An 11,622-nucleotide genomic window follows, 5' to 3' on the forward strand; every position below is an offset into this window, starting at 1 on the left:
ACGCAGTGGCCGACACATCCGAGACGACCACGGGGGTAACCGTGCACCCAGCCGCCCACGCGGCCAGTGCGCCCAGAGGCTCCGGCTTCTGGGTGGTGGGAGCGGTTCTCGTCCTGCTGATGCTCTCCTCCTCCGTGCCCTCCGCCCTCTACGTGCTCTACCAGCAGCGGTGGGGGCTCTCCTCCGGCACGATCACGGTGGTCTTCGCCCTGTACGCGGTCACCGTGCTCGCCGGGCTCCTGCTGTTCGGCTCCCTCTCCGACACCCTGGGCCGGCGCCCGGTGCTGGGCGGCGCACTGATCCTGGCCATGGTCTCGATGGCCCTGTTCGCCGGGGCCCAGGGTCTCGGGCTGCTGCTGGCCGCCCGCGCCGTCCAGGGGCTCGCCGTGGGCCTGGCCACCGGGGCGATGGGCGCGGCCCTGCTGGAACTCAGCCCCGCCTCCAGGCCCGCGCTCGGCGCCCAGGTCAACAGCGCCGGGCCCACCGTGGGCATCGGGCTCGGCGGGATCGGGGCCGGACTCCTCGTCCAGTTCGCGCCCGCCCCGACCGTGCTGAGCTACCTGCTGCTGGTCGGGGCCTTCGCCGTGACCCTGGTGGGGGTGGTCCGGATGCGGGAGAGCGCACCGGGCGCCGGCGGCCGCTTCCGGGTGGTCCCGCACCGGATCCGCGTACCGGCGGACGCCCGCGGCCGCTTCTCCGTCCTCGTCCTGACCATCGTCGCGGTCTGGTCGGTGGGCGGCTTCTACCTCTCCCTCGGCCCGCACCTGGCGCTGTCGCTGCTGGAGTCCACCAACTACCTGGTCGGCGGGGCCACGGTCGCCCTGCTCGCGGGCGCCGCCACCGCCGCCCAGCTGATGCTCGGCCGCACCGAGGCGCTGCGCACCGCCGTGCTCGGCCTGTTCGGCCTCCTCGCCGGACTCGGCCTGGTGCTGGTCGCACTGGGGATCCGCTCGGCCGCCGTGTTCCTCGTGGCCACGGCCGTCCTCGGCAGCGGCTGGGGCGCCGCGTTCCTCGGCTCCTTCCGCGCCCTGAGCACGCTCGCCCAGCCGGCGCACCGCGGTGAACTGACCGCCGCCGTATACGTTTTCGCGTACCTCGCGATGAGCGTGCCGGCGGTCCTCGCCGGGATGCTCACCAACATCCACGGGCTGCACCGCACGTCGGTCGGCTTCATGGCCGCCGTGGCCGGCGTGTGCGCGCTGGCCCTGCTCGCCACCCTGCGACTGGCCGCCCGTACCCGGGCCGAGGGGAGTGCGGCGTGAACACGGCGGACATGAAGGGCCCGGAGCTGCGGTCGGCCCTGCGCGAGCTGGAGATCTTCGCCGGGATCACCGAGGAGCAGCTGGACTGGCTGGTCTCGGTGTCCGAGCCCCGGATCCTGGCCGACGGCGACGTCCTCTTCCGGGACGGCGAGGAGGCCACCGGCTTCCACGTCCTGCTCTCGGGCGGCCTGGTCGTCACCAAGGTCGTCGACGGCCGGGAGGAGGTGCTCACCCGGCACTCCACCGAGGAGGAGAGCGCCGCCGCGGAGGAGCACGACGGCAAGCCGTCGGCCGCCCACCGGTTCACCGGCGAACTGCCCCTGCTGACCGAGGGCTCCTACGTGGCCACCGCGGCCGCCAGCGGCCCGTCGACCACGGTGGTGGCCTACCCGAAGCCGGTCTTCTTCGAGATGCTGACCCGCTGCCACGGGGTGGCCGCCGTCCTGATCCCCGTACTGGCCTGGCGCATCAAGTCCTCCGAGGTGCAGGCCCGCAAGCGGGCCACCGTGGAGGCACTCGGCACCCTGGCGGCCGGGCTCGCCCACGAGCTGAACAACCCGGCGGCCGCCGTGGCCCGGGCCGCGCAGGAACTGGCCCCCGCCCTGGACCGGCTCACCCGTACCGCCCAGGCCTGGGGCGCGGCCGCCTCGGGCGCGGAGCGCGCGCTCCTGGACCGGCTGGCCGACGAACTGGACAAGCTGCCGCCGCCAGTGACGAGCGACCCGTTCGCCCAGGCCGACGCCGAGGAGGAGATCGCCGACTGGGCCGAGGAGGCGGGCACCGAACGGCCCGGCCTGCTCGGATCCGGGGTCGCGGACCTCGGACTGGAGCTGGGCTGGCTGCTGGAGCGGCTGGAGGGCGTGGGGGAGCCGGCCCTCGCCCCGGCCCTGGACCACCTGGCGGCGCTGCTGGAGATCCGCTCGCTCGCGGCGGAGCTCCGGGCAGCGGGTCCCAGGATCTCCCAGCTCGTCTCCGCCACCCGGGATTACGCCAACCTCGACCGGGCGCCCGAACAGCGCTTCCCGGTGACCGACGGACTGGAGAACACGCTGGTCGTCCTGCGTGCCAAGCTCGCCGGCATCAGCATCGTGCGTGAGTACGAACCCGACCTGCCCGAACTGACGGGCTATCCCAGCGAGTTGAATCAGGTGTGGACCAACCTGGTCGACAACGCCGCCGAGGCCATGGAGGGCGCCGGCGTACTGACCCTGCGCGCCCGCGCCGAAGGCGTCTGCATGGTCGTCGAGATCGCCGACACCGGCCGCGGCATCCCGGCCGAATCCCTGCCGCGGATCTTCGAACCCTTCTACACCACCAAGGACGTGGGCAAGGGCACGGGACTGGGGCTGCACCTCAGCTACCGCATCGTGACCCAGCGCCACCACGGGTCGATCACCGCCCGCTCGCGTCCCGGTGAGACCCGGATGGTCGTCCGGCTGCCCTTCGCCGGCAGCGCCCAGTCCTGCGCCTCACCTGCGACAACACCCGAAACGGCACCCATCGTGGGCACCTCTCCCAGCTGAAACGGAGTCGACATGGCCAAGTACGACATCTCCAAACTGCACCCGGTGTTCGTCCGCCAGATGGAGGCGCTGGCCGCCCTGGACATCGAGGCGGTGATGAAGAACTACACCGACGACGCCGTGCTGCTGCGCTTCGAAGGGGCCTCGGTGGGGATCGAAGCCGTTCGCGAGACGTTCACCGGCTATCTCACGGTGAAGCCCTCGCTCGTGGAACTCCAGGAGTACATCGAGACCGAAGACACCATCTTCTACCGGGCGATCATGAACCTGAACGGTGAACCGGAGCACGCGTTCGGGACACTTGTCGTCCGCGATGGCCGAATCTGGCGCCAGACAGCCGGATTCGGCAGCTGACGGCCGGAATCTGGGTAGCGTGTGCGGGGAGGGCGCCGCAGCGCCCTCCCCGTATGTGTGGCATAGCGCGTGCGCGCGGGCCGCTTATATGCAAGAAGTGGCAAAGGGGAGGCAATGGAAAGCGAAACCGGACGGATCGAGGCATTCAGTGACGGTGTATTCGCCGTCATCATCACGATCCTCGTTCTGGAATTGAAGGTTCCGGAAGAAACCGGCTCGGACTTCTGGCATGGAGTCCGGGAACAGTGGCCCCATTACGCCGCCTACGTCGTGAGTTTCCTCATCATCGGCGTGATGTGGGTGAACCACCACACCATCTTCAGTCATCTCAGGAGGGTGGACCGCCCCCTGTTGTTCCTGAATCTCCTGGTGCTGATGGTGGTATCGGTGGTCCCCTACACCACCAATGTCCTCGCCGAGCACCTCATGGAGGAAGGCGGATCCGCCAACGCCGCCGCCGTCCTCTACAGCGGCGTCACCGTGGCCTACGCCCTGGCGTTCCTGGCCTTCTGGTGGTACGTCACCCGGGTCGGCCACCTCTTCCACGAGGAGGTGGACAAGGAGGGCGCACGCGCCACTCGGGTGCGCTTCGGCCTCGGGGCCATCGCCTACCCCCTCACTGTCCTACTGGCCTTCTACTCCGCACCACTCACACTTGTCGCCCACTTCCTGATCGCGATCTACTATGCGGCGAACCAGATCCCCATCCCCCTCGTGGTAGAGGAAGAGCGGCTCGAATCTGCCAGCGACCTCAGGAAGTAGCCGCCGGGGCCTACGGCCGTTCTGCACGGTCAAGTAGGGTATTGGATCTAGCTGGTCGCGGGGGAGGCCCAGATGGCTCGCGTAGTCCTGCCGGAGGATTCCACGACGGAAATCTCCGAATTGATCGACGTCCTGATCTCTCTTCTCTTCGAATCATTACCCCGGCGGGACCAGCGAAACTGGGCCCGCGTTTATCTGAACGGTCTGGTGCGGACCACCGGGAAGAAAACAATTCGTAACATCGCCGGAACAGGGGCCAGTTCCGTCGAGCAGAGCCTCCAGCAGTTCATCAGCAAGTCCCCCTGGGACTGGACCCCGGTCCGCCGCTCCCTCGCCCAGCACCTCGAACGCACCGCACAGCGCCCCCTGGCCTGGGTGCTCCAGCCCATGGTCATAGAGAAGGCGGGGGACCGTTCCGTCGGCGTCGGCCGGCAGTTCGTCCCCCAGCTCGGCCGCACCGCCAACTGTCAGCAGGCGAGCGGGATCTGGCTCGCCTCCAGCGAGGCCAGCTTCCCGGTCGAATGGACCCTCACCCTCCCCGGGCCCTGGACCAGCGAACTCCTGCGCCGCCGCCGGGCCGGCATCCCCGACACGGCCCGCTCCCTCACCCCCGCCCAGGACGCCGTACACGCCGTCCAGCGGATGGCCGCCAGCTGGCAACTCCAGCGCCGGCCCGTGGTGATGGAGGTCGCCAACTGCGACCTCCCCCAGAGCATCGAGTCCTTCACCCTCCAGGACATCCCCTTCGTCTTCAAGGTCGACGGCTCACTGCCCGTCTCCTTCGGCGGCGCCGGCCGGTACAAGCCCGGTCCGCACACCGCCCCCGCCCGCGAGCTCATCGACTCCCTGCGCTCCCAGCGCCGCGTCGTCGAATGGACCCGGCACGGCCGTGCCGAAGGCGCGGTGACCCTGCTGACCTCGGCCTCGATCTTCGCCACCCCCTGCGAGGACCGCCCCGTGCCCGCGCCGCCCACCCCGCTGCTGCTGGTCGGAGCCTGGACCGAAACCGCCCTGCTGCCCTCCGAGTTCTGGATCACCAACATCGGAGACCGGCCGCTCGCCCAGCTCTTCCTGCTCGCCAAGCTCACCGACCGCGTCTCCCTCGACTTCGCCGAGACCTGCGAACCCGTGGGCATCCGGGACTTCGAGGGCCGCTCCTTCCGGGGCTGGCACCACCACGCCACCCTCGCCAGCGTGGCCCACGCCGCGAAACTGCTCGGCGCCCGCCCGCCGATACCCGACGGATACCCCGGACCCACCCGGTCGGCCGCCGCGACCGCCGCACCGCCCAGAGCGGCCACAGCCCGGCCGGCGACCCCGGCCGTCCTGCCGCCGCGCCCGCACCTGCCCGGACAGATCCCGCGCCGCGAGTACATCCGCTGATGCTCGACATAGCCGACGAGCTACGCGCGTGGTGCGCCGCGCAGCGGGAGTTCGCACTCGCCACCGTCGTCGCCGTCAGTGGGAGCGCTCCCCGCGGCCCCGGCGCCTCCCTCGCCGTCGACGACAAGGGCGCCGCGCTCGGCTCCATCTCCGGAGGCTGCGTGGAATCCGCCGTGCACGAGCTGTGCCTGGACGCCATCGCCTCCGGCGAAGGCGGCCTGCACCGCTTCGGCTACAGCGACGACGACGCCTTCGCGGTGGGCCTGACCTGCGGCGGAGTCCTCGACGTCCTGGTCACCCCGGTCCGCGGGCTCGACCCGGTCCGGCCCGTCCTCGGCTCGGTGCTCGACGCCGCCGCCGGGGGCACCCGGGCCGCACTCGCCCGGGTGGTCTCCGGACCGCCGCCCCAGCTGGGCCGGGCCCTCGCCGTGCACGCCGACGGCACCTACGAGGGCGGCCTCGCAGGCGGCCCCGACCTGGACCGGGCCGCCGCCCGGCAGGTACGGGCGCTGCTGCTGGCCGGGCGCACCGGCACCGCCGAGCTCGGCACGGCCGGCGGGCTCTGCGGGGAGCCCCTGACCCTCCTCGTCGAATCGGCCGCCGAGCCGCCCCGGCTGCTCGTCTACGGGGCCATCGACTTCGCCGCGGCCCTCGCCCGGATCGGCGCCTTCCTCGGCCACCGGGTCACCGTGTGCGACGCCCGGCCCGTCTTCACGACCCGGGCCCGCTTCCCCGACGCCGACGAGGTCGTCGTCGACTGGCCGCACCGGCACCTGGCCGCCGAATGGGACGCGGGCCGCCTGGACTCCCGTACCGCGGTCTGCGTCCTCACCCACGACGCCAAATTCGACATACCGCTGCTGGAACTGGCCCTGCGGCTGCCCCTGGGCTACGTGGGGGCCATGGGATCGCGGCGCACCCACACCGAACGCGAGAGACGGTTGCGGGCCCAGGGCGTCACGGACTCCGACCTGGCCCGCCTGCACTCACCCATCGGACTCGACCTCGGCGGCGCCACCCCGGAGGAGACCGCGCTGGCCATAGCCGCCGAGTTCACGGCCGTCCGGCACGGCGGATCGGTGCTCCCGCTGGCCCGGCGGCGCGGCCCGGTCCACTGCCGGACCCGGCCCGCCGGGACCAAGGTCCCGTAGGAAACGACCATCCGGCCCGGTCCGTCCTGGACGATCAGCCCGGGCGGCGTGAACGCCAGGTCGTGGGAGAATGAAGTACGTGCGTTTCCTCGGCTGTCCTGCCGGGGCGTAGACGGATCCTTCGATCGACTGGGATGTTCAGCACGTGCGTTTCCTCAATGACCTGAAGCCGCCGTACGACCTGACGTACGACGATGTGTTCATGGTGCCGAGCCGCTCCGCGGTCGGTTCCCGTCAGGGTGTCGACCTGTCCTCGCCCGACGGAACCGGCACCACCATTCCCCTCGTCGTGGCCAACATGACCGCCATCGCGGGCCGCCGGATGGCCGAGACGGTCGCCCGGCGCGGCGGAATCGTCGTCATCCCGCAGGACATCCCGATCGAGATCGTCACCGACGTCATCTCCTGGGTGAAGACCCGCCACCTCGTGCTCGACACCCCGATCACGCTGGCGCCCACCCAGACGGTCGCCGACGCGCTGTCCCTGCTGCCCAAGCGCGCCCACAGCGCCGGAGTCGTCGTCGACGCCGAGGGCCGCCCGGTCGGCGTCGTCACCGACCACGACCTGACCGGTGTCGACCGCTTCACCCAGCTCTCCGAGGTCATGTCGAAGGAGCTGCTGCTCATCGACGCCGACATGGACGCCCGCGAGGCCTTCAACCAGCTCGACGCCGGCCACCGCAAGCTGGCCCCGGCCGTCGACAAGGACGGCAAGCTCGTCGGCATCCTCACCCGCAAGGGCGCCCTGCGCGCGACGCTCTACACCCCGGCCACCGACGCGAACGGCAAGCTGCGCATCGCGGCCGCCGTCGGCGTCAACGGCGACTTCGTGGCCAAGGCCAAGCAGCTGCTCGACGCGGGCGTCGACACGCTCGTCATCGACACGGCGCACGGCCACCAGGAGTCGATGATCAGCGCGATCAAGGCCATCCGCGCCCTGGACCCGCAGGTCCCGATCGTGGCGGGCAACATCGTCGCCGCCGAGGGCGTCAAGGACCTCATCGACGCCGGCGCGGACATCATCAAGGTCGGTGTGGGCCCCGGCGCCATGTGCACCACCCGCATGATGACCGGCGTGGGCCGCCCGCAGTTCTCCGCGGTGCTGGAGTGCGCGGCCGAGGCGAAGAAGTACGGCAAGCACGTGTGGGCCGACGGCGGCGTCCGTCACCCGCGTGACGTGGCGATGGCGCTGGCCGCCGGCGCGTCCAACGTGATGATCGGCTCCTGGTTCGCCGGTACGTACGAGTCCCCGGGCGACCTCCAGCAGTCCGCCGACGGCCGCCTCTACAAGGAGTCCTTCGGCATGGCCTCCGCCCGCGCGGTGCAGAACCGCACGAGCGAGGAGTCGGCCTACGACCGGGCCCGCAAGGGCCTGTTCGAGGAGGGCATCTCCACCTCGCGCATGTTCCTCGACCCGGCCCGCCCGGGCGTCGAGGACCTGATCGACTCGATCATCGCGGGCGTCCGCTCCTCGTGCACCTACGCCGGTGCCGGCTCCCTCGCGGAGTTCGAGGAGAAGGCCGTGGTCGGCATCCAGTCCGCCGCCGGTTACGCCGAGGGCAAGCCGCTGCACGCCAGCTGGAGCTAGTTCCTTCCGTCCCGTGGCCCCGGCCGTCCCCTCGCGGACGGCCGGGGCCACGGTCGTACCCGGCCGCGGGCCCGGAATCACTGCTGGGGGCGGAGCCCCGGGAAGACGGAGCGACCGTTCGGCGCGCCGGGCGACCGTTCGGCGCAGGGGGCGCCCGGATACGCCAAGCGGCGGATAACTCCGGGGCATCGGGCCGTCACGCTGAGGTGACCCGACCTGGAAGGGGCACCCCGTGACCAGAACCGACCCGCACGCCCTCGCCCGGCTGCACAGCCAGCACGGCAAGGCCCTCTACGGATTCCTCCTCGGCCTCACCTTCGGCGACCGCCAGCGCGCCGAGGACCTCCTGCAGGAGACACTCTTCCGGGCCTGGACCCACCCCGAGGCCCTGGAGAGCGGCCACGCCTCCATGCGGCCCTGGCTCTACACCGTCGCCCGGCGCCTCGCCATCGACGCCCGGAGGGCCCGCCTGGTGCGGCCCGCCGAGGTCGGGCCCGACGCCCTCGACCTCTCCCCGGCCGCCGACGACCACACCGAACAGGCCGTCGCCACCCTCGACGTCCGACGGGCCCTGCGACTGCTGAGCCCCGAGCACCGCGCCGTGCTCGTGCAGATCTACTACCGAGGCGCCTCCGTCTGCGAGGCCGCCGCGGAGCTCGGGGTGCCCGCCGGCACCGTGAAGTCCCGTACCCACTACGCCTTACGGGCCCTGCGCGCCGCCATGCCCGGCTACGGACCCGGCGTGCCCGGCGTGCCACTCGCACCCGGTGGCCGCCCCGCCGCCTGAGCCGCCACCGCCGCCCGCGAACGGACCTGCAGCTTGGCCAGGATGTGCGACACGTGCGTCTGCACCGTCCTCGGCGAGAGGAACAGCACGCTCGCGATCTCCGGATTCGACCGGCCCTGCGCCACCAGCAGCGCCACCTTCAGCTCGGCCGGGGTCAGCGCCTCCCAGCCGCTCGCCGGTCTGCGCCGCGCCGACCGGCTGCCCCGGCGCACCCCCAGACTCCGCAGCCGGGCATCGGCCCGGGCGATGTCCCACCGGGCGCCCGGACCCTCGTACACCGCCACCGCACGCGTCAGCGCCGACCGCGCCCCCGCCAGATCCCCGTGCCAGGCCCGCGCCACCGCGAGGTCCTCCAGGGTCTGGCCCAGCACCAGCGGCCATCCGCCGCGCTCACCGCGCGCCACCGCCTGCTCCAGCAGCTCCGGATCCTGCGCGAACAGGCCCCGGCAGCGCAGCAGGGCCAGGGCCGGCCCCGGATACTCGGCCAGCGCCCGCGCCGAGCGCGCGCAGCACTCCACCGCCGCCCGGGCCGTGGCGCTCTCCCCGCACTCCAGCGCCAGCCGGACGATCTCCGACAGCACCCAGGGGCGCTCGTACACCGCCTCCTCCTCCACACCCTCCGCCAGCGCGGGCAGCAGCGCGCCCAGCGCGCCGGCCGGCTGTCCGTCCCGCTCGGCCAGCAGCGCCCGCGCGAGCAGTACGTGGGAGGCGTAGCGGCGGGCCGTGGGCGTGGCGAAGGCGTCCGCGGGCAGGTCCGCGAGCTCGGCCCGCGCCGCCTCCCGCTCGTCCCGGTGGCCCAGCACCAGCGCCCGCAGCCCGTGCACCACCACCGGCAGCCAGCCGTCCGAGACGGGCAGCCGGCCCGCCCGCGCCACTCCGGCCAGGGCCCCGTCCCAGTCGCCGAGCCGGTAGTGGAACTCGGCGAGCCGGGCCTCCGTCACCACCAGCCGCCCGGTCGAACGGGTCGCCGCAGCCAGCTCGCGCGCCTCCTCCAGCGCGGCGGCCACGACCGCCGGCTCGTCGAAGCGCATGTGCCCCTCCGCCTGGTTCGCCAGCAGCAGCAACCGCATGTCGTCGGCCTCCGGGCTCCGCCGAGCCCACCCGATCCCCTCCGCGACGTGCCGCAGCGAGGCCCGGCCGCGCCCCAGGTGGAACAGCGCGTACGACGCCGCGTGGTGGGCCTCCGCCCCGCACAGCGGATCGCGCAGCCGCCGCGCGGCCGCCACCACCGGCCCCGCCAGCGCGTGGGCCTCGGCCGCCCGGTGCAGATCGGCCAGGGCCAGTACCCGGCAGGCCTCCAGGCGCAGCCGCAGGGCGACGGACGGGAACTCCACCGCCAGCGCCCGCTCGGTCACCGCCAGGGAGCGGGCCATATCGCCCTGGATCATCAGGGCGGAGACCAGCTTGAAGTCGACCGAGGCCCGCCGGACGGGGTCGGTGGTGCGGGCCCGCAGGGCGGCCAGCAGCTCCACCGACTCGGGGCGGCGCAGCAGCAGCGCGGCGTCCGCGAGGCGCTCCTGCAGTGCCTCCCGGGTCTCCCGGTCCCGCGGGTCGCCCTGCGCGATGGCCCGCTCCAGCAGCTCGGCCGCCGTGCCCGGGGCGCCCGCGATCAGCGCCGGGGCCGAGTCCGCCAGCCAGCGCACCGCCCAGGGCGTCAGCAGGCCGCCGTCGAGCAGCTGTTCGGCGGTCCGGGCCGCGGGCAGTCCCGCCTCGGCGAAGGCCTGGGCGGCGTCCTGGTGCAGGGCCGCGCGCAGGGCCTCGGGGGTCTCGGCGTACAGCGCCGGCCGCAGGGCCGGGTGGCGGAAGCGCAGCCGGCCGCCGGTGGCGTCCGCCAGCAGTCCGGCCGACAGGGGCTCCGCCAGTTCCGTGAGCAACTCCCGGACGGGCCTGCCCCGTACGAGGGCCAGCTCGCGGACGGTGAAGGCCGGACCGAGCAGCGCCGCGTGCCGCAAGGCGGTGCGCGCGGGCCCCGACAGCCAGGCCAGTCCCCGCGTCACGGAGGCGGGCGGTGGCGGCAACTCCTCTTCCGGGACCAGCAGTTCCGCCCGGCCGCCCTCGACCCGCAGGAGCCCGGACCACTGCGCTAGCAGATCCCGCAGCAGGCGCGGATTGCCGCCCGACTGCCGGGCCGCCTCCCGGAGCCGGGGGCCCGGATCCGCCCCCAGCAGGTCCCGGACCAGCTCGTCCGTCTCCGCCGTGGACAGCGGCTCCAGCCGGAGCGTGCGCCCGCCCGGCGTCGCGCACAGCGGCTCCAGCTCGGGCCGTCCCGGCAGCGGCCGTCGGGTCACCACCAGCAGCAGCGGCAGCCGGCCCGCCACCGCCCAGCCCGCCAGGCGCTGCCACAGCAGCAGGCTGGCCGGGTCCGCCCAGTGCGCGTCGTCCAGCACCAGCAGCAGCGGCCGCCGCGCGCACCACTCCTGGACCCGGGCCGTCAGCAGGTCCATGGCGGCCAGCAGCGCACCGCCCGGCCGCGCCGCCTCCTCGGCCTCCCGCAGCAGCGCGACGGCGGCCGCCCGGTCCGGGCCCCCGGGGTGCAGGCAGTCCAGCGCGGCGCGCAGCGGCAGCTCCGCACCGAGGGCGTCGGCCGCCGCGTACCGCACCCGGCAGCCGAGCGCCGCCGCCCCGCTCAGGGCGCCGCGCACGAAGTCGGTGCGGCCTGCGCCGGGCTCGCCCTCCACGATCAGCAGGCCTCCGCGGCCCTGCGCACCCCCGCGCACCCATTCCCGTAACTCGTCACGCTGCTGCTCTCGCCCGACCCGCACGTCGGCGATTCCCTCCGGTCACGTCGCGCCGGTCACAGGATGCCACGCCG

9 protein-coding genes are annotated in these 11,622 nt (G+C 73.3%); 8 read left to right on the top strand and 1 reads right to left on the bottom strand.

Annotation, left to right across the window (positions count from 1 at the left end; genetic code table 11):
• The first annotated feature begins 5 nt into the window (after window positions 1–5).
• From ACFY0D_RS22750 to ACFY0D_RS22785, 8 genes are all read left to right on the top strand, one after another.
• Window positions 6–1,262, top strand: coding sequence for an MFS transporter (locus ACFY0D_RS22750; protein ID WP_390799886.1), 1,257 nt, complete (start codon window positions 6–8; stop codon window positions 1,260–1,262).
• Window positions 1,259–2,785, top strand: a complete 1,527-nt coding sequence (locus ACFY0D_RS22755; protein WP_390799887.1) for an ATP-binding protein — start codon at window positions 1,259–1,261, stop codon at window positions 2,783–2,785. The genes ACFY0D_RS22750 and ACFY0D_RS22755 overlap by 4 nt, the downstream gene beginning before the upstream one ends.
• A 12-nt stretch (window positions 2,786–2,797) precedes the next feature.
• Entirely contained in the window at window positions 2,798–3,139 is a 342-nt protein-coding gene (locus tag ACFY0D_RS22760; protein WP_301372423.1) for a nuclear transport factor 2 family protein, read from the top strand.
• A 114-nt stretch (window positions 3,140–3,253) separates the two neighbouring features.
• On the top strand, window positions 3,254–3,901 hold the full coding sequence (locus ACFY0D_RS22765; protein WP_390799888.1) for a TMEM175 family protein: 648 nt from the start codon (window positions 3,254–3,256) through the stop codon (window positions 3,899–3,901).
• A 72-nt stretch (window positions 3,902–3,973) separates the two neighbouring features.
• On the top strand, window positions 3,974–5,284 hold the full coding sequence (locus tag ACFY0D_RS22770; protein ID WP_390799889.1) for an IS701 family transposase: 1,311 nt from the start codon (window positions 3,974–3,976) through the stop codon (window positions 5,282–5,284).
• A complete protein-coding gene (locus ACFY0D_RS22775) occupies window positions 5,284–6,435 on the top strand; it encodes an XdhC family protein (protein ID WP_390799890.1) in 1,152 nt (383 codons plus the stop codon). Before ACFY0D_RS22770 ends, ACFY0D_RS22775 begins: the two co-directional genes overlap by 1 nt.
• Before the next feature lie 145 nt (window positions 6,436–6,580).
• Window positions 6,581–8,023: a GuaB1 family IMP dehydrogenase-related protein gene (locus ACFY0D_RS22780; RefSeq protein WP_390799891.1), complete on the top strand. Its 1,443-nt coding sequence runs from the start codon at window positions 6,581–6,583 to the stop codon at window positions 8,021–8,023.
• Between the two features lie 232 nt (window positions 8,024–8,255).
• Entirely contained in the window at window positions 8,256–8,810 is a 555-nt protein-coding gene (locus tag ACFY0D_RS22785; protein ID WP_390799892.1) for a sigma-70 family RNA polymerase sigma factor, read from the top strand.
• Here ACFY0D_RS22785 and ACFY0D_RS22790 read toward each other — a convergent pair.
• Window positions 8,753–11,572 (bottom strand): LuxR C-terminal-related transcriptional regulator, encoded by a 2,820-nt coding sequence (locus ACFY0D_RS22790; RefSeq protein WP_390799893.1) that lies wholly within the window; start codon window positions 11,570–11,572, stop codon window positions 8,753–8,755. The genes ACFY0D_RS22785 and ACFY0D_RS22790 overlap by 58 nt on opposite strands.
• Between the last annotated feature and the right edge of the window lie 50 nt (window positions 11,573–11,622).

The sequence above is a fragment of the Streptomyces sp. NPDC001502 genome, from assembly GCF_042894785.1.
GTDB classification, from domain to species: domain Bacteria; phylum Actinomycetota; class Actinomycetes; order Streptomycetales; family Streptomycetaceae; genus Streptomyces; species Streptomyces kutzneri.